26 protein-coding genes and 3 pseudogenes are annotated in these 22,794 nt (G+C 35.4%); 28 read left to right on the top strand and 1 reads right to left on the bottom strand.

Annotation, left to right across the window (positions count from 1 at the left end; genetic code table 11):
- Window positions 1–11 precede the first annotated feature (11 nt).
- The 21 genes and pseudogenes from A3IA_RS0101665 (at window position 12) to A3IA_RS0101565 (ending at window position 13,239) form a co-directional block, all read left to right on the top strand.
- Window positions 12–371, top strand: a complete 360-nt coding sequence (locus tag A3IA_RS0101665) for an SAG1252 family conjugative relaxosome accessory protein (RefSeq protein ID WP_018379612.1) — start codon at window positions 12–14, stop codon at window positions 369–371.
- 9 nt (window positions 372–380) lie between these two features.
- Complete coding sequence (locus A3IA_RS0101660) at window positions 381–740, top strand: MobC family plasmid mobilization relaxosome protein (protein WP_018379611.1); 360 nt, start codon at window positions 381–383, stop codon at window positions 738–740.
- 78 nt (window positions 741–818) lie between these two features.
- Window positions 819–1,586 (top strand): annotated as a pseudogene (locus A3IA_RS12870) (DDE-type integrase/transposase/recombinase); the annotation flags it as partial.
- A 63-nt stretch (window positions 1,587–1,649) separates the two neighbouring features.
- Complete coding sequence (locus A3IA_RS13210) at window positions 1,650–1,820, top strand: hypothetical protein (RefSeq protein WP_244862319.1); 171 nt, start codon at window positions 1,650–1,652, stop codon at window positions 1,818–1,820.
- An 88-nt stretch (window positions 1,821–1,908) separates the two neighbouring features.
- Window positions 1,909–2,232, top strand: a complete 324-nt coding sequence (locus tag A3IA_RS0101650) for a hypothetical protein (protein ID WP_039827329.1) — start codon at window positions 1,909–1,911, stop codon at window positions 2,230–2,232.
- 187 nt (window positions 2,233–2,419) lie between these two features.
- On the top strand, window positions 2,420–2,836 hold the full coding sequence (locus A3IA_RS0101645) for a hypothetical protein (RefSeq protein WP_211209170.1): 417 nt from the start codon (window positions 2,420–2,422) through the stop codon (window positions 2,834–2,836).
- A gap of 67 nt (window positions 2,837–2,903) precedes the next feature.
- On the top strand, window positions 2,904–3,638 hold the full coding sequence (locus tag A3IA_RS0101640; RefSeq protein ID WP_244862318.1) for a hypothetical protein: 735 nt from the start codon (window positions 2,904–2,906) through the stop codon (window positions 3,636–3,638).
- Entirely contained in the window at window positions 3,628–3,972 is a 345-nt protein-coding gene (locus A3IA_RS0101635) for a hypothetical protein (RefSeq protein ID WP_018379606.1), read from the top strand. The genes A3IA_RS0101640 and A3IA_RS0101635 overlap by 11 nt, the downstream gene beginning before the upstream one ends.
- A 99-nt stretch (window positions 3,973–4,071) precedes the next feature.
- On the top strand, window positions 4,072–4,806 hold the full coding sequence (locus tag A3IA_RS11625) for a hypothetical protein (protein ID WP_244862317.1): 735 nt from the start codon (window positions 4,072–4,074) through the stop codon (window positions 4,804–4,806).
- Entirely contained in the window at window positions 4,796–5,092 is a 297-nt protein-coding gene (locus tag A3IA_RS0101625) for a hypothetical protein (RefSeq protein WP_018379604.1), read from the top strand. Before A3IA_RS11625 ends, A3IA_RS0101625 begins: the two co-directional genes overlap by 11 nt.
- A 781-nt stretch (window positions 5,093–5,873) precedes the next feature.
- A complete protein-coding gene (locus A3IA_RS0101615) occupies window positions 5,874–6,218 on the top strand; it encodes a hypothetical protein (protein WP_018379602.1) in 345 nt (114 codons plus the stop codon).
- A 187-nt stretch (window positions 6,219–6,405) separates the two neighbouring features.
- On the top strand, window positions 6,406–6,999 hold the full coding sequence (locus A3IA_RS11620) for a hypothetical protein (RefSeq protein ID WP_018379601.1): 594 nt from the start codon (window positions 6,406–6,408) through the stop codon (window positions 6,997–6,999).
- Window positions 6,989–7,333, top strand: a complete 345-nt coding sequence (locus A3IA_RS0101605; protein ID WP_018379600.1) for a hypothetical protein — start codon at window positions 6,989–6,991, stop codon at window positions 7,331–7,333. Before A3IA_RS11620 ends, A3IA_RS0101605 begins: the two co-directional genes overlap by 11 nt.
- 99 nt (window positions 7,334–7,432) lie before the next feature.
- The gene (locus A3IA_RS11615; protein WP_244862315.1) at window positions 7,433–8,167 is read left to right on the top strand and encodes a protein kinase family protein; all 735 of its coding nucleotides are present in this window, start codon (window positions 7,433–7,435) and stop codon (window positions 8,165–8,167) included.
- The gene (locus A3IA_RS0101595; protein ID WP_018379598.1) at window positions 8,157–8,387 is read left to right on the top strand and encodes a hypothetical protein; all 231 of its coding nucleotides are present in this window, start codon (window positions 8,157–8,159) and stop codon (window positions 8,385–8,387) included. The genes A3IA_RS11615 and A3IA_RS0101595 overlap by 11 nt, the downstream gene beginning before the upstream one ends.
- A 213-nt stretch (window positions 8,388–8,600) precedes the next feature.
- Window positions 8,601–9,332, top strand: a complete 732-nt coding sequence (locus tag A3IA_RS0101590) for a hypothetical protein (protein WP_244862314.1) — start codon at window positions 8,601–8,603, stop codon at window positions 9,330–9,332.
- On the top strand, window positions 9,329–10,585 hold the full coding sequence (locus A3IA_RS0101585; RefSeq protein WP_018379596.1) for a Tle-like phospholipase domain-containing protein: 1,257 nt from the start codon (window positions 9,329–9,331) through the stop codon (window positions 10,583–10,585). The genes A3IA_RS0101590 and A3IA_RS0101585 overlap by 4 nt, the downstream gene beginning before the upstream one ends.
- Window positions 10,575–10,979 (top strand): hypothetical protein, encoded by a 405-nt coding sequence (locus A3IA_RS0101580; protein ID WP_018379595.1) that lies wholly within the window; start codon window positions 10,575–10,577, stop codon window positions 10,977–10,979. The genes A3IA_RS0101585 and A3IA_RS0101580 overlap by 11 nt, the downstream gene beginning before the upstream one ends.
- A 3-nt stretch (window positions 10,980–10,982) precedes the next feature.
- Window positions 10,983–11,285, top strand: coding sequence for a hypothetical protein (locus A3IA_RS11610; RefSeq protein WP_018379594.1), 303 nt, complete (start codon window positions 10,983–10,985; stop codon window positions 11,283–11,285).
- Between the two features lie 343 nt (window positions 11,286–11,628).
- Window positions 11,629–12,735 carry an ImmA/IrrE family metallo-endopeptidase gene (locus tag A3IA_RS0101570; RefSeq protein ID WP_018379593.1) on the top strand — a complete coding sequence of 369 codons (1,107 nt, stop codon included), beginning with the start codon at window positions 11,629–11,631 and terminating at the stop codon, window positions 12,733–12,735.
- 3 nt (window positions 12,736–12,738) lie between these two features.
- The gene (locus A3IA_RS0101565) at window positions 12,739–13,239 is read left to right on the top strand and encodes a DUF4411 family protein (RefSeq protein ID WP_018379592.1); all 501 of its coding nucleotides are present in this window, start codon (window positions 12,739–12,741) and stop codon (window positions 13,237–13,239) included.
- A gap of 81 nt (window positions 13,240–13,320) precedes the next feature.
- Here the strand turns inward: A3IA_RS0101565 and A3IA_RS13350 are convergent.
- Window positions 13,321–13,897: pseudogene (locus A3IA_RS13350) on the bottom strand (transposase); the annotation flags it as partial.
- A gap of 44 nt (window positions 13,898–13,941) precedes the next feature.
- On the opposite strand from A3IA_RS13350, the pseudogene A3IA_RS0101555 reads away from it, so the two are divergent.
- The 7 genes and pseudogenes from A3IA_RS0101555 to A3IA_RS0101525 all read left to right on the top strand — a co-directional run.
- A pseudogene (locus tag A3IA_RS0101555) lies at window positions 13,942–14,151 on the top strand (IS3 family transposase); the annotation flags it as partial.
- Window positions 14,152–14,804: 653 nt separating this feature from the next.
- Complete coding sequence (locus A3IA_RS0101550) at window positions 14,805–15,029, top strand: helix-turn-helix domain-containing protein (RefSeq protein ID WP_018379590.1); 225 nt, start codon at window positions 14,805–14,807, stop codon at window positions 15,027–15,029.
- Between the two features lie 271 nt (window positions 15,030–15,300).
- Complete coding sequence (locus A3IA_RS0101545; protein WP_018379589.1) at window positions 15,301–15,534, top strand: hypothetical protein; 234 nt, start codon at window positions 15,301–15,303, stop codon at window positions 15,532–15,534.
- Window positions 15,535–15,628: 94 nt separating this feature from the next.
- Window positions 15,629–17,137, top strand: a complete 1,509-nt coding sequence (locus A3IA_RS0101540; RefSeq protein ID WP_018379588.1) for a tyrosine-type recombinase/integrase — start codon at window positions 15,629–15,631, stop codon at window positions 17,135–17,137.
- 93 nt (window positions 17,138–17,230) lie between these two features.
- Entirely contained in the window at window positions 17,231–18,082 is an 852-nt protein-coding gene (ylqF, locus tag A3IA_RS0101535) for a ribosome biogenesis GTPase YlqF (protein WP_018379587.1), read from the top strand.
- Window positions 18,069–18,848 carry a ribonuclease HII gene (locus A3IA_RS0101530; protein ID WP_018379586.1) on the top strand — a complete coding sequence of 260 codons (780 nt, stop codon included), beginning with the start codon at window positions 18,069–18,071 and terminating at the stop codon, window positions 18,846–18,848. Before ylqF ends, A3IA_RS0101530 begins: the two co-directional genes overlap by 14 nt.
- A 1,012-nt stretch (window positions 18,849–19,860) precedes the next feature.
- Window positions 19,861–22,764: an NADH-dependent flavin oxidoreductase gene (locus A3IA_RS0101525; protein WP_018379585.1), complete on the top strand. Its 2,904-nt coding sequence runs from the start codon at window positions 19,861–19,863 to the stop codon at window positions 22,762–22,764.
- Window positions 22,765–22,794: the final 30 nt, after the last annotated feature.

The following is a 22,794-nucleotide window of genomic DNA, read 5'->3' as shown; positions in this document are numbered from 1 at the left end:
GAGGGAAAGAGATGTCTGAACAGTACCGTGACATTAGAAAAGAGGTAAATCTAACCGCAGATGAGCTAAAACAGATTGAAAAAATGATGGAGGTTGATAATTATCGTCACTTTTCACCATTCGTCAGGTATAAAATTTTGATGACTGATGACAAACAGTTAGCTGCCAAAGAATGGTTCTTCCTTTGGAAATCTCAAAAGTTTGAGCAGATTAGTCGAGATGTGTATGAAGTTTTGATTATTGCAAGAGAAAATAATCAAGTGACGCAAGAGCACGTTTCAATCTTATTGACCTGTGTTCAAGAATTGATTGCAGAAGTCAATAAAGCACAACCACTCAGTCGTGAGTTTCGTGAAAAATACATGAGATAGGAGGTTGCTATGGTTTATCGTACCAACCTTAAAAAAGTATTTTTAACAGATTCGGAGTTACATCAATTGAATGAGCGAATTGCTAAGAGCAATTGTCAAAATTTTTCAGTCTATGCCAGAAAAGTGTTGCTGAATCCCAATATGTCATTTGTCACCATTAACACGGATACCTATGAGCAGTTAGTGTTTGAATTGAGACCGATTGGAAATAACATCAATCAAATTGCGCGTGCTATCAATCAAAGCCATCTGATTTCTCAGAAACAGTTAAAAGAATTAAGTAAGGGAGTTAGGGAGTTAATTACTGACGTAGAGAAAGAATTTCAAGTGGAAGTGAAAAGACTGAAGGAGTTCTATGGTAGTCACTAAACACTTTGCAACACACGGAAAAAAATATCGTAGGCGTTTGTTATTCGAATAGATGAGATTGAATAGGTACCTGACAACTCACATCGTCCCTTAACACCACATCCTAAAGCGCACACGGAACAAGAGTTGACCTGGATTAAAAACATCATTCGGCGTAATCCAAAGGCTTCTCTCATCGAAATATTTTACAAGCTCAAAACTCAAAAAGGCTATGACAGATACCCCTGCTCACTCTTTCGTATTCTCAGAAAACTCGGTTTCTTCAAACAGAAAAAAAGTAAAAGGAAATCTTACCTTCCTAAACCGTATGACACCCCTAAAAAGATCGGAGTCAAATGGCAAATGGATGTGAAATTTGTCCCTAAACACTGTTATACAGGCACTATGCCTGACAAGTTCTATCAGTACACTGTCATTGATGAGGCCAGTCGCGAGCGGTTCATCTTCCCTTTCAAGGAACAATCCTCTCACTCTACTGTCCAATTTCTTCAGATGGCCATTAAGCATTTTGGTTACCAGCCTCAAATCCTTCAAACCGATAATGGCTTTGAGTTCACTCATTTCAGGGAAACAAAGCAGATACACCCACTTGATATCCTCTGTCAGAAACTAAGAATTGAGCACAAGTGTATTCGTCCTAGAACGCCTCGCCATAATGGAAAGGTGGAGCGCAGCCATCGAAATGACAATGAACGTTTTTACCAACATCTCCAGTTTTACTCTTACGAAGACCTCATCAAACAAATGAAAACCTATCTCTACAAATCAAACAGACTACCTATGCAGAATTTAGGTTGGAAATCTCCTATCGAAATCAGAAAAGTCCTATCAGGAGCTAGCTCCTGATAGGATAACAAACAAAAGTTTCTTGTCTCCCTTTTTAGGTCTCACATCATTGACAAATGTTCAATGCAAGAACATCCAGAACAGTTCCGTAATTATCGCAATAAGCATGATGACATCGGAAATGTCATGGGCAATGTGACGAAAACAGCTATTTACCCCAAGGTCACAAAAGCTAGATATGAAGTAAAAATCTTTGTGTTATACTATAAGGCAATAATCATTATTGTTTTATAGCATAATATAAGGAGGAATTATGAAGAAAAATAGTTTAATAGTAAGTCTAGTTATTATATTAATAGTTTTTTTAATAGGAGGATGTCGTATGAAAGAAAAAGAAACATTAACAAAGCGTCAACAGGATAATGTGGTTAGAGGAATAGCAAGAAACTACGATATAAAATCAATCAAATTTACAAAAATCAATAGAGATTCAAAAACAGGTAGCTATCATCTGCTATTTATAATAAATGATCATGAAAAATATAAAACAGGTATTACAGTTTCAAAAATATCAGAATTTGATGAAAAACTAGATAATATTGGTTTGTCCCCTATAGATGATTTCAAATTTATAGAAAGAGATAAGCCAATTAACAATACCGATAATATTTTGAAAACAATTGAAATAACATATTTAGGAGAGTAGTATGTCAATTACGGAGGAAAAATATAGGTGATTAGCAGAACAATCCTACTGGGTTGAAAAAGATAGAAATGATGTTGACTATCATCCAGAAGAAGGAAGAATATATAGCTACAAAGATGATAAACCATCATTAGGTCAATTCCAAATCCTCAAAGTATAAGACAACACTGAAAATGACATGCAGGCCATGGCGGTGGCACCAGTTGATAAAAATGGTGAAGCAGATTACAGCGAGGTTGTGATTGCCTATGCAGGTACCAATTCTAAGAATGTCGCAGATTTGGTTACAGATGGGAAAATGATTGGCCTAGGAGATACAGAAGCTTATGGGTTTCATCCTAACAGGATGATGATACCTGCCCAATCAGCGACCACACTAGACTTCGCCAAGCAAGTTGAGAAAGAGGTCAAAAGGAAAAATCTCAATGTTGTTATCACGACGACTGGTCACTCCTTAGGACAGTCACTTGCCATGTATGTTGGTTTAAAACAAGGTTATGCTAATGTCGGCTACAATGATCTAGATATTCATAAGATGATTTCTGACAAGGAAATCAAGTATGTTAAAATAATACGTATAAATAGCATAATGATTCCTGTTTGATTGTTAGGTTTCTAAGTGTTAGTAAAGCTATTAGTAATAGTTAGAAATGTAATAAGGAGGATTTCATGTGAAAAAGATAGGGTCTTGTCAGCTGTTGAAGACAGTTTGTTTAGTAATTTTAGGAGGATTGTTGGTTATGGGTTTAGCAGGTTGTGATGTTAGAAAAAATAGTCGTGCTTATTTAGAAGGCAAGGCAGCAGAGTTGGAACGTGTTTTTCCAACTGAGAATTTGGAAGACTTATTTGAAGAATTTCCGGGTGGATTTGAATTTGGAAGTCTGTACCGTATAAAAAACGAAAATGGTTATAGTTATACTCAATCTTTAGAGATTAATGGAAATGCTGACACTAAAAATATCCAAGGTGTTGTGAAAAATTTAAAGACAACGGATGAACCATTTTATAACCAAGAAATATTGAAAGAAAGTCAGTTTGAGTATACAGATGGACAGTTCAAGTTTGAGAACCCAGAATTTGAAGAAAGTGACCTTGCAGTTGATGGTTTCTTGATGCAGTATTTAACGATTAATAAAAAAATGCTATCTCAGTTGGAGCTACTTGATAAATCTTACAGTTGGGAAAGTGAAGATGGTTCAATTTCTTATCAACTACAGGATCATAGCTTGAATCATTTTTTACAAGAAGAGAATAATAAAAAAGCAAAAATAATTATTGGAATTCATTATGAAACGATTCATGAGAATAAATTTCAATATGGCATGCGAATAAAATATGATAATAACATAAAATATACATTTGGTTTTTCAGGTTACGAAACTATAGGTAAAGAAAATGAAGAATAGTAATATATCGACTTTAGATGCATCTAACTGGACTTATCAATTTGAGAAAAAAGCTATTGAAGGATTTGACACAGACGATATAGTAGATAATGTTCAGAAGTATTCACGTGCAAAACTCCCCACCCACCTCGAATACCTCGACAGCACCTACGATAATAAGACAGGCACGAGTGGCACTGCCTTTCTAGACAAAAACACCGGTGAGGTTATCATAGCCTATACAGGAACCAATAAGGATGGTAATGCTGTTCAGGATATCATTGGTGCTGATAATGGAGGTATTGGGATGGGATTTGGTATTCCGATTATTACGATAGTTATGATGTCAAAATAATAAGTATAATTGATCTCGTCATGTCTATGAGATTGTTAGATTTCTAAGTGTTAGTAAAGCTATTAGTAATAGTTAGAAATGTAATAAGGAGGATTTCACGTGAAAAAGATAGGGTCTTGTCAGCTGTTGAAGACAGTTTGTTTAGTAATTTTAGGAGGATTGTTGGTCATGGGTTTAGCAGGTTGTGATGTTAGAAAAAATAGTCGTGCTTATTTAGAAGGCAAGGCAGCAGAATTGGACCGTGTTTTTCCAACGAAGAATTTGGAAGACTTATTTGAAGAGTTTCCGGGTGGGTTTAAATTTGGAAGTCTGTATCATATAAAAAGTGAAAATGGTTATAGTTATAGCCAAGTTATGGATATCACCGGAAGCTCAAAGATGAAAAAAATCGAAGGTACTGTTACAAATTTAAAAAACACAGCTGAGCCAAGATATAAGCGAGAGGTGCTAAAGGAAAGTAATTTTGAATATAAAAATGGACATTTCATCTTTGAAAATCCTGAATTTAGCGAGGATGACTTAGTAACCGAAGGATTCTTGATGCAATATTTTAAGATAAATAAGGAAAAGTTAGCGAAGTTAGATGTAATCTCAAAATCATATAGTTGGGAGACAGAAGATGGAACTGTCACATATCAATTGCTGGACAAAGGATTAAACAATTTTTTAAGGGTTAATGGAAATAAAGAAGCAGATATGTTCATTGATATTGATTATGAAACCATCCATCAAAATGAATTTAGTTATGCACTGACTTTTAGATATGGTAAAGAAGTGAAGTACACTTTAGGTTTTGCTGGTTATGATAAGGCAGGCGATAAAGATGAAAAATAGTGATATAGCAACACTTGATGCATCAAACTGGACTTATGAGTTTGAAAAAGCTGAGATAAAAAATGTAGAACAAGGAGATTTGTTAGATTTTGTCCAAGAAAAAGCAAAAAGTAAAATTCCTTCAAATCTCGAATTTATAGATAATGACCATAATAAAGCCACAGGAACAAGTGGCACTGCCTTTCTAGACAAAAACACCGATGAGATTATTATAGACGACACAGGAACCAATAAAGATGGCAATGCTGTTCAGGATATCATTGGTGCTGATTTAGGATTTGGTTAGCCTTAGTGTTAATCTATAATATGGTGTCAGTCAGAAATGTAACAAGGAGGATTTCACGTGAAAAAGATAGGGTCTTGTCAGCTGTTGAAGACAGTTTGTTTAGTAGTTTTAGGAGGTTTGTTGGTCATGGGTTTAGCAGGTTGTGATGTTAGAAAAAATAGTCGTGCTTATTTAGAAGGCAAGGCTGCAGAATTAGACCGTGTTTTTCCAACGGAGAATTTGGAAGACTTATTTGAAGAGTTTCCGGGTGGGTTTAAATTATGGGGATTATATGATATAAAGGACGAAAACGAATATAGCTATTTGCAAGATATAAAAATTAATGGTCATTCAAAAAATAAAAAAATAACCGGTATTGTCCAAAATGTAAAAACAACAGCNGAACCAACCTATAAAGAAGAAGTTTTAAAAGAAAGCGAGTTTGAATATAAAAATGGGCAATTTAAGTTTGACAATCCAGAATTTAAAGAAAGTGACCTTGTAGTTGATGGTTTTTTGGTGCAGTATTTAACGATTAATAAAAACGTATTATCTCAATCAAAACTACTCTCAAAATCTTATAGTTGGGAAACAGAGGATGGAGTGATTTCTTACAAGTTAGTTGATAAGGCCTTGAATCAATATTTAAATGAAGATAGCAATGCGAAAGTTGATATNATCATCGATATTGATTACGAAACGATTCACGATGATGGATATGGCTATGCTTTAACATTTAAGTATGGAAAAGATGTTAAGTACTCTATAGGGGTAGCTGGCTATGATGAAGTAGGAGATAGCAATGAAGAATAGTAATATATCAACTTTAGACGCTTCAAACTGGACTTACGAGTTTGAAAAGGTACAGATAGAAAATATCCCTAAAGAAGATTTATTAAGAAAAGCACAAGAAAAATCCCAAAACTCCCTCCCTTCCAATCTTGAATACCTCGACAGCACCTATGATGACAAAACAGGCACCAGTGGCACTGCCTTTCTAGACAAGAACACAGGTGAGGTTATTATAGCCTATACTGGAACTAATAAGGATGGTAATGCTGTTCAGGATATCATTGGTGCTGATTTAGGGGGTATTGGGATGGGATTTGGTATTCCGATTATTACGATAGTTATGATGTCAAAATAATAAGTATAATTGATCTCGTCATGTCTATGAGATTGTTAGATTTCTAAGTGTTAGTAAAGCTATTAGTAATAGTTAGAAATGTAATAAGGAGGATTTCACGTGAAAAAGATAGGGTCTTGCCCAGGGTTTAGCAGGTTGTGATGTTAAAAAAAACAGTCGTGCTTATTTAGAAGGCAAGGCAGCAGAATTGGAACGTGTTTTTCCAACTGAGAATTTGGAAGACCTATTTGAAGAGTTTCCAGGTGGGTTTGAATTAGAAACTACTTTTTGGTATAAAGAGACGGATAAAGCATCTTATAGACAAGATCTCTTGTTAAAAGGAGATCCAGAGACTAAAAGAATTTCTGGAAGTATTTTAAATGTAAAGTCTGAATCTGAGCCTAGATATCATGAAAAGATCTTAAAGGAGAGTGGTGTTAGATACGAAGATAGACAGTTAAAAATAGAGAATCCAGATTTTAAACCAACTGATGTAATGGCAAAAAATTTTTTATTAACAACTCTTCAGATTGATAAAGAATTTTTACATAACTTAAAATTAATTAGTAAAGAATATAGCTTTGAATCTGGTAATGGTGAATTAATTTACCAGATAAACAACGACAGTGTTTCTAGGGTATTTGGTAATACTGAAGCTGTTGACAGCACACTTAGAATTGGATTGCCTGATGATTTTTTAAGTGGGTTTCAATTTGTATCATCGGTCACTTTAAAGGAAAATGGATTAGAATATAATGAGGTGTTTAGAGAATTAAAAGGAGTTCGTGATAATGGTAAGTAGCTATATTTCAACGTTGGATGCTTCAAATCTAACTTATGAATTTGAAAAAGCGAGAATAAATGGCGCGAATGACAAGAATGCGATGGAAAAAGCACAAGAAGTAGGTGGTAAAAAAATACCTTCTAATCTTGAATATCTCGACAGTACCTACGATAACAAAACTGGTACCAGCGGCACCGCTTTTCTCGATAAGAACACAGGCGAGGTTATCATAGCCTACACAGGAACCAATAAGGATGGCAATGCTGTTCAGGATATCATTGGTGCTGATAATGGAGGTATTGGGATGGTTTTTGGTATTCCGAGTATTACGGTAGTTATTATGTTAAAATAAGACGTATAGATAGCATAATGATTCCTGTTTGATTGTTAGGTTTCTAAGTGTTAGTAAAGCTATTAGTAATAGTTAGAAATGTAACAAGGAGGATTTCACGTGAAAAAGATAAGGTATGGTCAGCTGTTGAAGACAGTTTGTTTAGTAATTTTAGGAGGATTGTTGGTCATGGGTTTAGCAGGTTGTGATGTTAGAAAAAATAGTCGTGCTTATTTAGAAGGCAAGGCAGCAGAATTAGACCGTGTTTTTCCAACTGAGAATTTGGAAGACTTATTTGAAGAGTTTCCGGGTGGGTTTAAATTTGGTGGTGTATATGATATTAAACGTGAAGATGGATATAGCTATATACAAGATATGGATGTGTACGGTGATCCAAAGAATAAAAAAATAACTGGTATTGTCCAAAATGTAAAAACAACAGCAGAACCAACCTATAAAGAAGAAGTATTGAAAGAAAGTCAGTTTGAGTATACAGATGGACAGTTCAAGTTTGAGAACCCAGAATTTGAAGAAAGTGACCTTGCAGTTGATGGTTTCTTGATGCAGTATTTAACGATTAATAAAAAAGTATTATCTCAATCAAAACTACTCTCAAAATCTTATAGTTGGGAAACAGAGGATGGAGTGATTTCTTACAAGTTGGTTGATAAAGCCTTGAATCAATATTTAAATGAAGATAGCAATGCGAAAGTTGATATAATCATCGATATTGATTACGAAACAATTCATGAAGATGGATATGCTTACGGCTTAATGTTCAGGTATGGAAAAGATGTTAAATTTACAATGGGAATATCTGGATATGAAGAAATAGGAGATAACGATGAAGAATAGTAATATCGCAAGCCTAGATGCCGCAAACTGGACTTATGAGTTTGAAAAGGTACAGATAGAAAATATCCCCAAAGAAGATTTATTAAGAAAAGCACAAGAAGTAGGTGGTAAAAAAATACCTTCCAACCTCGAATACCTCGACAGCACCTACGATAATAAGACAGGCACGAGTGGCACCGCTTTTCTAGACAAAAACACCGGTGAGGTTATTATAGCCTAGATAGGAACCAATAAGGATGGCAATGCTCTTCAGGATATCATTGGTGCTGATTTAGGCGGTATTGGGAAGGTTTTTGGTATTCCGAGTATTACGGTAGTTATTATGTTAAAATAATACGTATAGATAGCATAATGATTCCTGTTTGATTGTTAGATTTCTAAGTGTTAGTAAAGCTATTGGTAATAGTTAGAAATGTAACAAGGAGGATTTCACGTGAAAAAGATAAGGTCTCGTCAGCTGTTGAAGACAGTTTGTTTAGTAATTTTAGGAGGATTGTTGGTCATGGGTTTAGCAGGTTGTGATGTTAGAAAAAATAGTCGTGCTTATTTAGAAGGCAAGGCAGCAGAATTAGACCGTGTCTTTCCAACTGAGAATTTGGAAGACTTATTTGAAGAGTTTCCGGGAGGGTTTACTTTTAGCACAATTTACTGGATGGATGATAAAGATGGTTGGTCTTATGCTCAAAAAATAAAGATTAAAGGAGACGGAAAAACTAGAAAGGTAACTGGCTTAGTAAAAAACATTAGAACAAAAGCAGAACCAGTCTATCGAAAGGAAGTTCTAAAAAAATCAGAAATTACTTACCAAGATGGACAATTAATTTTCGAAAATCCAGACTTTACTCTGGGAGAGTTAGAAACCAATGGTTATCTAATGCAAAAATTAGAAATTAGTAAAAATTCACTTTCGAAACTAAAGTTATTATCAAAATCTTATAATCTTGAGACTGGTGATGGGAGCTTGAGCTATGAATTAAACAATACAAAAGTGTCTAATTTTCTAAAAGTTAGCCGAGAAAATCCTATTGTTATGTATATAGATATTGATTACGAAACAATTCATGATGGAGCTTATAAATATGGTATTTCCTTGAAACAGGAAGATGATATAAAATACGTCATGGGTATAACAGGTAATGAGAATTTGAAAGGTAGTAAGAAGTGAAAAATAGTAATATCTCAACTTTAGACGCATCAAATTGGACCTATGAATTTGAAAAATCGGCCATCCAAGGAATCTCTAAAGAAAGAATTGTAGAATCTATAACTGAGAGAGTAGAGAGTAATTTTCCCACCCACCTCGAATACCTCGACAGCACCTACGATAATAAGACAGGCACGAGTGGCACTGCCTTTCTAGATAAGAACACAGGCGAGGTTATCATAGCCTATACAGGAACCAATAAAGATGGTAATGCTGTTCAGGATATCATTGGTGCTGATTTAGGCGGTATTGGGATGGGATTTGGGGAACATTACCAACCCGCTTTTGATTTTTACGAGAAAATTCGTGGGCAATATGGTGATAACATCACCTTAACGGGACATTCTTTGGGAGGAAACGTTGCTCAACGGGTTGCGCTTGAATACAATGTTGATAACACGGTAGTCTACAATTCTGCGCCATTATATGTCAATCAGACATATGGATTCAAAGAGCGACTTTATGACTGGGTGACACCGGGAGAGAGTAATGTTGAGAGAATTGATAAACAACGGAAAGCTTTCACTGGTCAGGTGACGCGTATCACTACGAAGTGGGACCAGTTAAACCTTGTAACTGGTCCTTTTAGAGACGTTCATTTAGGAGAAGAGTACATCCTTAAGAACTCAGGCGGTCATGGTTTAAACGATATAGTCAAAGACAAGGGGCAATTAAGTCAAGTTCAAAAGATTCTAAAGCAACGAGGTCTAGGGACAGTGACGACAGTCGAGAAAAAACAAGCCAAGACCCTGGAAACAGTCAAAACGAGCTTAGCTAATTTGGGAAAACTTAAGAAGCAGTTTTCAGCCTCGGGAGGAGGGTTATCAAGTAACGAGCAACTCTATCTGGAAAAGGAGCAAGCTTTGATTTTAGCTTCTGCTATGCATGCTGCAGCTGTGACGGGTCGTGAGGACATAGCGTCTTTGGCTGAGAAGGCAGTCAAAAAAGCTGAGGATCTATATGATAAAACCAATCATATACCAGCCATGGTTACAGAGCTAAGCCTAGATGAAGTAAAAGCTGTTTATGCAGAAGCTGGTGTAACTGAAAATAGTATTGTTGGAAAAACTAAGACGCATTTTGAAAAGAAGGTTAAAAAAGCTGATAACTTTGTTGAACCATTTGAAACCTTAAAGACAAATATAGGTCTTACCGTAGATGAGCTCGTTGCATCTGATAGCACACTGGCAGGAGAAATTGGTCATGCAGGATAAGATTGATCGTATCAATACAGAGATTCTGAAAGATCAGATAGCTCTGGAAGATTTGGAAATAGACCATCAAAAGAAATTAAAGGCACTTGAAGAAGAATATAATCTGCTGGAAGAAGACTTTTATCGGATAAGAACGATTTTTGAACAATCAGCCGAAGCGGCTCACTATGATGCAGACTATTTCAATAATCCTGATGGTTTGGCAACTTTTTATAAGGCGCTGGGTGATTTTTCAGAAGCGGCAGAAACAAAATTTTTTGAGGATAGAAATCAACTCACTCAAAAAGAGGAAGCTATTTTGACTGATTTTTCTCGTAAAAAAGGATTGTTAGAAGATGACCTAAATCAGAAATACTATCAGCGCAAACGCTATTTCGAAGAAGCGGAGAGTTAGAAAATGGGCTATACAGAGATAATGGACATGATCACATCTGGCGCGACAGGGGGCGTGGAAGGTGCCAGAGCGTTAAAAAAGAAACTTGACCGATACTATATCAAAACCTATTGTGCGCCACCGATTAAAACAGATCGAAAGCAGATTGAGAAAACTTATGATGAACTGATTGATGTCGCAGCAGCTTCTGCTGGAACAGCTGTTCAAACGATTGGTGCACAGATGGATTCAGGCATCAAAGGAAAATCTGGAAAAGCAGTTCTTAATGTTGTCAATGATAACCGTAGTAAATTTTCAGATTTTTAAATAACCTTTAATGATTGCTTCCTTTATTTAGAGTGATTATGAGTTGATGATGGTCTATCGTCATTCATTCTAAAGACAATCCTGAAAACGGCATGCAGGCTAGCTAACACCTAGAGGGAATCGTTTGAGTTCTCTCTATTTTGATGTCAAAAGGATAAAGATTAAAAGGTTTTAGTGTTAAATGACCATTTATCAGATTCGACTGACTTATAATTTCAATGCTTGAGATAATCAATCATATTGATTCCGAAGTCGTCACGAACGATAGGCAAATAAATAATAAGAAAATAGAATTTTTCTAAATTTTTTGATAAAATGAATTAAAAAGTATGGGAGGCAAGTTATGATTCAACGTTTAAATGTAAATACTGAAGTTCTATCTACATATATTCGTAACTCTAATACTCCTATCGAATATTTACGACAAAAATTACCTAATATTGATAAGTTTTTAAGAGGGGAATTAGAGCCTACCTTTAATCAATTATCTGCACTTTCTAAACTGATTAATGTTCCTACTGGATTATTGTTATTAAAAGAGCCGATTTCTCCTAGCTCTTTAAATGTTGATTTTAGGACATTCAATTCAGAACTAGTATCAGATATCAGTTCTGAATTGAAAGATACAATTCTTGAAATGCAAGAAAAACAGGAATTTTTGAAAGAACTAGTTGAGAATGATTGTCCTTTTGTAGGTATTTTTACTTTTGATGATGATAGGTCAGAGGTAATTTTGAAAGCAAGAGAATTGTTAGGAAATGAAATTACCAGAAAAAGATTTGATAATTATAGAAAAATACTGAGTGATTTAGGAATATTCATTTTTTTAAATGGTAAGTATAAGGATAATACACATCGTCCGTTAAATCTAAAAGAGTTTAGAGGGTTTGTTTTATCTGATAGGAAAGCTCCAATTATTTTTATTAATCAGTTGGATTCAAAGACGGGACAGTTATTCACTTTAATTCATGAGTTTGTCCATTTATTATATGGGGATAGTGACCTATTTGATGGTGAAGATTCTAAAAAACGTAGTAAGACAGAGGCATTAATAAATTCAATAACAGCCGAGATTTTAGTTCCCAAAGAATTAATTGGTGATATGTTTGACAATCAAATAGATATTAGAACCAATTTGGATACTTTATCAAAAAAATTTGAAGTAAGTAAATTTGTTGTATTAAGACGATTATATGATTTATCTATGGTTTCAAAAAAAGACTTTACATCTTTACAAAATGAACTTGAGGCTGAATTTAAGTTAATTGAAAATATTAATAAAAAATCCAATGGAGGTAATTATAATAATAACCTTCGATTTAGAATGGATTCTAATTTCTTCAATTATGTGAGTAATGCTGTTCAACAAAATAAAATTTCTTATACAGATGCTTTTGGTATCGTAGGAGTTGGATATAAAGGATATAAAATATTAAGCAGGGGAGGATGATAAATGTATTTATTAGATTCAAATATATACATAAACTTTTATGATAGATATTATCGTAAGGATTTTTTCCCTACCTTCTGGTCAAATTTTGCTGGTATTTTAAACTCAAATGTGGTGATTCCTAGAATTGTAGTCTCGGAAAATTACCAAGATGACTGGTTTAGAGACTGGTTAACGAATAACTACACTAAGTCCATAATTGATCATAAGTCTTATGTGGTAGAGTGGAGTGCCATTATTCAGCATATCCAGAGTAGCCCTTATTATAAAGATGCAGCACTTACATCACAAAAAGGATGGGCAAATGCTGAAATTGCGGACCCATGGTTGATAGCCATTGCGAAACGTATGAATTTTACTATAGTTACTGATGAAGTGAAAAATGTGAATTTAAATTCTACAAACCCTAGCAAAAATGCTAAAATTCCAGACGTGTGTGACCAATTAGGAGTAAAATGTATCACAATGAATGAGTTCTTTGAAGAAGTTTGTTTATCTGTTTAAAAGGCTTTTCATCAACTGTAGTGTGTGACTCATAGTGGCTCTATAATTTTTGTAGTGGGTAAGTTCTATAGCGATTATAATCTAACATCTAGAGTGAATCGTTCTGGTTCTCTCTTTTTGGATGTTTAAAACGATGAGAATTTTCGTTTTAAAGTTCTTAAACTTCAGGAAACCAAAAGCTTGGCGTTTTTGATATCCTTGATGAGTTTACTGGTTGCTTCTAGCTTAGCGTTAGAATAGGGAAGTTCTAAGGCATTGATAATATAGTCGTTGTATCTCAAAATGGTTTTGAAAACGATTTTAAACTCTTTATTCACAATCTCAAGATGCTCCTCAATCAAGTCAAAAAAGTGGCTAGTCTGTTCTTCTTGAAAATGAAAAAGCAATAGTTAATATAGGTTATAGTAAAAGCACAGTTCTTCAGAAAAGGACAAGGTCTTCTGAACAATCTCCCGAGGAGGAACGATTTGCCTAAAAGTCCTTAAGTAAAAAGCTTTCAGAGATAGTTTTCGACTATCTTTATGCAAGATTTTCCAGTGGTTCTTCATGGCTCGGTAAGCTAAATATTGTGTTTCAAAAGACTTCATGAAGGCAATTTTCGTTGACATCATGTGTGCTGTATGATGTGAAAGCGTTCAAGAACAGTGCGAACATTTGGGAGTGAAACAATCCATTGGATTGTTTCAGCCTGAGGTAAATATAGCATATTACTACAAAGCTGTGGAGCCAGTATCTGAAGTAGAGCTTGGAGAGATAATCAAGCGCATTTTTCTTGAGAGTAAGTCCAGATATGGTGCTAGAAAAATCAAGAAGTATTTGGAGAATGATGGTATCACACTATCTCGCCGTTGGATTTGTCGTATTATGAAAAAACTCAATCTGGTCTCTGTTTACCAGAAAGCACCCCTCAAAACTAAAGATTATGTCCACCGGTAGAGCTACCATCGCATTCATGGCAATCTCAACTACCAAATACCAATGAGTAAAAGATTAATGGCTTAATAAAAACACTTTATAAATGTTGTACAGAAAAGTGTTACCTTTTCAATTCAAGGCATGCACACAAACGAAACCAACTAGCAGGAGTTTAGCTTCTGCTTTTTTTGATAGAAAAATGTTTTGATAAGAATTGAAAGATTGAATCAAATCTTACGTTAGAATAGGACAATTTAACCATGTAGAGGTAGTGGAAGAGGCCTACCAACCTTTTGTTATTTCTTTATTTTCTAGAGTAAGAAGCATTTGATAAAGAACGAACTGACTCGTGGCTTGAGTGATGAAACTATGATATTCCGCTAAAATGTATTGTTTATGAGTAATAAAATAAGTCTTTTACTTTTCATCTCTTATGAAGTATTTTTAGAAGCAAGCTTAAGGTGATTTAAAAATCAAATTTAGTGCCATATTCTTAGAAGTTGTAAACAGTTTAGAAAAAATAACTAAGACTTAAAAACATATATTTATTGGAAAAGTAGTAGCTTCGCTTCAAAAATTTATTGTCATAATTTGACAATTTCAAAGATTTCTTCGAAAAGTAACATATACTTTTCTTAGGAGAAAGCTAGATGTACCAACGTATAAGAGATTTGAGGGAAGATCACGACTTTACTCAAAAATTTATTGCAAATTTACTTTCCTTCTCTCATACAAACTATGCAAAAATTGAGAGAGGAGAGGTTGCTTTAACCGCAGATGTTCTTGTGCAACTTTCTAAACTCTATAAAGTTAGTACGGATTACCTATTAGGATTAACAGATTGTCCAGATAGGATAAAGTATAAAATAAAATAGTCTCTCCTTGATTTGTTCATTGACAATTGAATAAACTGAGGTGGGACTTTCTTATTTGTCGAGCAATTTAGTGAGATACGCCGTGATAAGAGCGATGACAGTCAACTATAAAATAGAGTGGTTCTCTATCTGCCATGACCACAAATGAGGATAATGATACTTCTGCACGTTCAGGCTGCCAGCGTAAAAGGACAGCGGGTGAGATGCCCATGAATGAATTAACCAGTCATACCCGCGGAGGTTAATAATTTGAATATAGAGAGAAGCTATTATGAAAATTAAATTTGTATCTGTTGAGAACAGTATAGCCGAATGGGCTGATAAAAAAGCATTATTGAAAAGATGGGATGGCTTGAATCAGTACACATTAAATCGTTGGCTGAGTGAAATGAGGAGTCATAAAAATTTTAGAGATTATGTGATTAATCCGACTCATAAATTGGTCTTTATTAATTTGGAAGGATTTGAAGAGTTTGTGAGATGGAAACAAGGAGCGGTCAAATAAAGAAAATCGTGGTATAATAGGGAATGTCAATTATTCTATCTAAATATAATATAGTTTCGATTTTCTTTTAAGTTATTACAAAGAGGACGATATTATGTATTATAGAACTAGGAAAAATACAAAAGGAGAAACTCGTTTTGAAGTAGTTGAAAAATATAAGGATCCACTAACAGGAAAGTGGAAAAATGCAACTGTAACTTATTCTAAAAATACTTCGAGAGCTCGGAAAGAGGCAGAAAGACGACTATTAGATAAGATTGATACTCTTGTTAATGGGATTGAATATCAATTTAATCCGCAAAAAATAAAAACATTTGGTCAATTAAAACAAGACTGGCTAGATACATGGTCAGTTTCAGTGAAACCGCAGACAGCAAAAAGAGAAGCGTTTGTGATAAAGAGACTTGGAGAAATTATTGGAGATGATTTTTTATTAGAAAACATTACACCATTACTGATGAAAAAGTGCCTCACTACATATGCCGAAAGGTATAATGCTTCTCAATCTACATTAGTACATATCAAAAGTACTTGTAATAAAATATTTAATCATGGCATAATGTATAATATCATCCCCTATTCTCCAATGTCTGTCATAAAGATAGATGTACCTTTAGAAAAGAAACGTGAAGCAAAGAAAAAGCGTGATGCAAAGTTTTTGGAAATACATGAATTAGTTGCTTTTTTTGAGACATTAAGCCGAAGGAGAAATCCTAATTACTATGATTTAGCAATTGTGCTTCTTTGCTCAGGATTGAGGATTGGAGAAGCCGCTTTTACGAAGGAAGATTTCAACCCTGAGACAGGTGTTTTGAAAATAGATAAATCACTCCAATATCATGATTTAAAAGTAGAGGATTACTATTTTGACAATACGAAAACAATAAATGCAGATCGAGATGTCGCTTTGCCCAAAGTTGCTTGTGAAGCCATTTTGCGAGCGATAGAAAGAAGTGATAACTTTGAGAAATATGCTTTAGAGAACCCTAGTAAGTCTTTTTCACAAACGGAGAGCATTTTTCGGACAGAATATGGTTCTCCAATTACCTCACACTCTTTTCGAGAAGTTTTGGGCAGAGTGGAAGAAGAGTTGATTGAAACGTGTGAGGAAAAATTTGGTTTTAAATGGACCAAACACGTAACACCACACTCTTTTAGGCATATGCATATTACATATCTTCAAAGTGCTGGTATGGAATTAGCTGTGAAAGATATTATGGAGCGAGTAGGACATGCTAATTTTGAAACTACAATGGGATATACTCATAAACAAGCTAGCTCCCAAGATAAGGCGGTTGAGGCATTAAATAATTTTATTGAAAAAAATCAAATTTCTTTTTCTGCTCTAAAAAGTTGGACTTGTAAGTATTCTAAGCCATTAAATGATTGGATCGATGAAAACTATGATAGCAGAAAAATGAATTTGAGTTTAGAAAAATTCCGAGAAATAATCGGCTTAAAAAGTGACTATCTTCCGAGATATATCAATGTCAATATCATCCCAAAATTGTTAAAAGATATACGAAAGTATCATTCTAATTTTGAAATAATATGCATACGTGAAGGTAAACAAAAAATTACTGGGTATGAGATGAAATGGTGAATCAGTCTAAATTTGGTGACTTTTTGGTGACCTGATGGGAGTCAGTCTGATTGACCATCCTTAAACCCTTGATATGAAAGGATTTATAACTCTATGGCTACTATTCAATGGTTTCCTGGACACATGTCCAAGGCTCGCCGTCAGGTGCAGGAGAACCTTAAACACGTTGATTTTGTAACGATTTTGGTGGACGCTCGTTTGCCTTTATCTAGTCAAAATCCCATGCTGACGAAAATCGTTGGTGATAAACCTAAATTATTAATTTTGAATAAGGCTGACTTAGCTGATAGCACGCGCACTAAAGAATGGCGCAAGCACTTCGAATCTCAAGGTATTAAGACTTTGGCTATCAATTCTAAAGAGCAAGCGGCGGTCAAATTGGTGACTGATGCAGCTAAGTCATTGATGTCTGAGAAGATTGACAGGCTGCGTGAGCGCGGCATCCAAAAAGAAACCTTACGCACCATGATTATTGGGATTCCCAATGCTGGCAAATCAACTCTTATGAATCGTCTGGCTGGTAAAAAAATTGCCGTTGTTGGCAATAAACCAGGGGTAACCAAAGGTCAACAATGGCTCAAATCTAATAAAGAATTGGAAATTTTGGATACACCAGGGATTTTGTGGCCTAAATTTGAAGATGAAGTCGTTGGGTTGAAATTAGCCTTAACTGGTGCCATCAAGGATCAACTTTTGCCTATGGATGAGGTCACTATTTTTGGTCTTAATTTCTTTAAAGAACATTACCCTGAACGCTTACAAGAACGCTTTAAAGCTATGAATTTGTCAGAAGAAGCCCCCGAAATCATCATGGATATGACACAAAAGCTTGGCTTTAGAGAAGATTATGACCGTTTTTACAATCTTTTTGTCAAGGAAGTTCGCGATGGTCGCTTGGGTCGCTATACTCTAGACTTTGTTGAGGAAGATTATGGCAACGATTAAGGAAATCAAAAAAATGCTCGCTTCACTTGATCGGCTTGATGATCCACAATGGCAAGTTTTTGAAGAAGATAGCAGACGTGGAGTGCAACAAGCGGTTCATCAACGAAAAAAAGCTATTCAGGTGAAACGAGATGAGGAAATCCGCTTGGAAGCTATGTTGGCATATGAGAAAGCGTTATATGACCAAGGTTTCAAGATGATTGCTGGAATTGATGAAGTTGGTCGCGGACCGCTAGCTGGTCCTGTGGTCGCTGCTTGTGTCATTTTACCGGTTAATGAAAAAATTGTGGGACTTAACGATTCAAAAAAAATTCCAAAGTCCAAGCACGAAAACATTTATCACGAAGTAATGAATAAGGCATTAGCTGTTGGTATAGGTATCATAGACAATGAGATTATCGACCAGGTCAATATTTATGAAGCAACTAAATTGGCTATGAAAGCATCCATCAATGATTTAACTAAAAATTGCATCACACCAGACTATCTTTTGATAGATGCGATGACCTTGGATATAGACTTGCCTCAACAATCCATTATCAAAGGAGATGCTAGCTCACTATCAATTGCCGCGGCTTCAATTGTCGCTAAAGTGACACGTGATAAAATAATGACAGACTATGATAAGATGTTTCCAGGTTATGATTTTGCTCAAAATGCTGGTTATGGAACCAAGGGGCATTTGGAAGGCATAGATAAATATGGCATCACACCAATCCATCGTAAAACATTTGAACCCATAAAATCGCTATGGCGTAATCTTTAATGTAAATAATCAATCGCTTTAAAAATACTATCCCAAAACCAAGAAAGGTAGAATCAATTTCGAATTTCTTGGTTTTTTAATAATTTACAACACGGAAAAATAAGTCTTTCTAATGCTTAACATAAATAGATGCATCGTAGATACTATGAAAGTCCTTAGCAATGAAACGAATTATAGTCAAATAATTAACTTTGATACATTGTCACTTTCGATTTGCCATACTCATACTCACTGAAAATCAAAAGCAGGCTAGGCGATGGCGATACCTATAGAACTGTCTTCATCAAATCAAGTCAGCAAGGTCTGTTTTTGATTTTCGAAAAGTATCAAGTGCTGTTCTGCGTCACAGTTCCTTGTCTGAAAGTTACTTTATTTGACTATAAAACAAGCATAAACTATGTTTCCTCAGATTGGAGAGAAAGTTCATTTTGGACATTTTTCTCCAATCTTTTTTGCTAGCTAAAAACTTGAAATAACAGCCTTTGTAAAAATTTAGTCTCTCCGCAAGATGTCCCAAATTATCAAATTTTCAGAGGGTGTCTACCTTCTGATCAAGCATAAGCTATGTTCCCTATCCCAGACTTATCCAATGCACCCCTTATCATGATCTAACTTCTTAGCAATCTCCTTGCTTTCGCACCGTAAAGAGCTAAGGCAAGTCTTTAAGAGGCTTTCTGAAGTTTTGAATCACTGTAAAAAGTCATTCAAAGCCTGCATTGGTCTGACTTAATACTCTTCGACAAGCAAATTCAGATGTTGTTGACTTGGTGAACTGCAGTGCTATCTGTATCGGCGTCATCCAGTCTTGTTTTGATTTTTATTGAGTATAACATCAATTGTTCATGGAAGTGGAACTGGAAGCTATTCTTGATTTTAGTTAGTGTAAAAAATGAAAAATTCTGTATTCTTTTATAGTTTGTGACTTCACAAACAAAATAATAAGTGATATAATTTATTTATAAAATATAAAACAAAGATATAAATTTTTGATTGAAAATAGAAAGGGAAGACTATGTCACTTATTAATCAAGAACTTACCTTACCACAATCAGGTATTACTTTAAAAAATCGTGTTGCAATGTCTCCGATGACGACCGAATCAGCTTACCATGATGGGAGTGTGCCTGAAGAGCTCATTTCATACTATGCAAAACGGTCTGGACAAGCAGGAATGATTATTGTTGAAAGTTGCTTTGTTGACTCAAATGGAAGAGGGTTTGATGGTGCGCTAGGTATCGATTCTGATGATAAAATTGCTGGCTTGTCTCAATTAGCTTATAGCATTAAGTCTGCTGGTTCTAAAGCAGTCGTGCAAATTTATCATGCTGGGAGAATGGCTTTCCCTGATATGAATAGAGGAATGAATCCAATAGGACCTAGCCCCGTTGCAGCGTTACGTCCGAATGCACCAGTACCTACAGAAATGACAGATGAAGAAATAAAGGATATGATTTCTTCTTTTGCAGAAGCAACGCGCCGCGCTATTAAAGCAGGTTTTGATGGTGTTGAATTGCATGGAGCAAATACTTATTTGTTGCAACAATTTTTCTCCCCTCATTCTAATCGTCGTCAGGATGCTTGGGGTGGTAGTTTAGTGAAACGTATGCGTTTTGCCAAAGAAGTTATATCTGCTGTAAAAGCTGTTATTTTAGAAGAAAATAAAAAGGATTTTATTCTAGGGTATCGTTTTTCACCAGAAGAGCTTGAAATTCCTGGTATACGTTTTGATGATACAATGGCTTTTTTGAATGAAATAGCTCTGTTAGGTCTCGACTATGTTCATTTTTCAATGGGATCATACACTCGAAGTTCAATCGTTGAAATGCTCGATACAGAAATGCTGATTAGTAAATACCTAGAGGAACGCTCAGAAGCACTTGCTGAGATTCCAGTTATGGGTGTTGGCGGTATTCTTCAAGGAAAAGATGCTGAAAAAGCCTTGTCTATTGGGTATGATTTAGTAGCGGTTGGTAAGGGATTTCTTCTTGAACCAAAATGGGTAGAAAAGGCTTCAGCCAACGAAGTTATACCTGCTTTTGCTGATTATCAACAAAGAGAAGAACTTGTCATTCCAAAGCCACTTTGGGATTTCATGGACACGACTTTTAATCTTGTCAAAGATTCACAAAAAGAATTAGAAACTCAAGAAAAACAAAAAGCTCTCCTCACCCGAGAACCCCAATTCGTTCCTGGAGAATATAAGGTTGAAGCCAAAGGACATAACAACAATTTGCCAATGGTTGTTTCTTTTTCTGAACACCGTATTGAAAACATTACCGTTGATAGTTCGTCAGAGTCAGAAGGCTTGTCAGATTTGGTATTTGAAAAATTACCACAACAAATTATTTCTTCTCAGACTCTTAATGTCGATGCAGTTAGTGGAGCATCGACAACGTCAAAAGGCTTGATAGACGGTGTAGCTGATGCTGTAAAACTAGCTGGTAATGAGGAAGCTTTGGATATCATCAAAGCGCGTCCAAAGCCACTTGTAGAAAAATCTATGGAAATCGTTGAGGAAGCAGTTGACCTCGTCGTTGTTGGGGGAGGAGCAGCTGGAATTGCAGCTGCTTTGAGAGCAGAACAAGAAGGTCAATCAGTCATCCTTATCGAAAAACAAAGTTATATTGGTGGTGCTATCTCAGTTTCAGGTGGTAACCAAGTGGTTATGGGATCAAAACTTCAAAAACAAGCAGGAGTTACTGATGATAGTCCTTTAATTATGGCAGCTGATTTCCTAAAGAATGGAAATAATGAAAATATTGTAGAATTGCTGGCTTTGTTAGCAGAAAATGTTGGACAGACTACAGATTGGGTACACGAATATGTTGGTGTAGAATACGACATGACGGAAGGTTTGCATATTCTTGCTGAGTATTCAAAAAATCGGGAACTAGCTTATGCCCATGGGGGACATGGATTTGCAGCAGCCGTTAGAAAAAAAATGGCAGAAAGTTCCGTTACCCTCTATCTTCAAACTAAAGCAACACGTTTGATTGCAGAAAATGGACAGGTTAAGGGATTGGTTGCTATTGAGGAAAATGGTAAAAAACACCGTATTTATAGCAAGGCTGTTATTTTAACAACTGGCGGATTTGGTAATAATAAAGCCTTGCTAGGTGAAGAACTTAAAGATGTCCTGTTTTATGGAACAAAATCTTCAATGGGAGAAGGATTGCTGATGGCTCAAGCTCCCGGAATTAATGCTGCAACACGAATGTTGGACTATGGAAAGATTTATCCAAATGGTATTGAAGTCTCTCCTGGTAGTGCTAAATCAACCATTGGTGGCAATATTGCCGTTCTTAGAGAAAATGCATTGTTAGTTAATACCGTTGGTAAGCGTGTTGTTAACGAACGAGCAAGCAACCATGATATTTTAAAAGTGTTAATGAACCAAGAGTCAAAAATGTTGTACATTCTAATGGATCAAAAACATTTTGATATTTTTAAAGAAGAAGTTGCAGAAGGCGGTATTTCTCAAATTGATATTGATGCTTGGTTGGAGAAAAATGGTAGTGAAACACCTTATTTCTTCCATGCTGATACTCTTGATGAGTTAGCTAGATTAGCAGGTATGCCAGAAAATAGTCTAAAAGATACCGTGTCGCGTTACAACCAATTTGTTAAAGATGGAAAGGACGCTGATTTCAATAGACAAGCTCAGTTCTTGCAAAAAGAAATCGGTGCAGGACCGTACTATTTGGTTGAACAAAAACCACGTTTTGCAACAACTATGGGTGGCTTGGTTGTCAATGATAACCTTTCTGTCATCAATACAGATGGTCATGTAATCAAAGGTCTTTACGCCGCTGGCGAAGTTGTCGGTGGAGTGATGGGAACTGATTCACCTTCAGGAGCAAACAATGCTTGGGCGCTAACCTCAGGCAAGCTAGCTGCAGAAGCTACCAAAAATTAGTTCAAAAAAAGCTAATATCAAATAAATGAT

The organism is Streptococcus thoraltensis DSM 12221 (assembly GCF_000380145.1).
GTDB lineage: Bacteria > Bacillota > Bacilli > Lactobacillales > Streptococcaceae > Streptococcus > Streptococcus thoraltensis.
The sequence above is the reverse complement of the archived record's forward strand: the minus strand, read 5'-3'. Positions and strand labels throughout refer to the sequence as shown.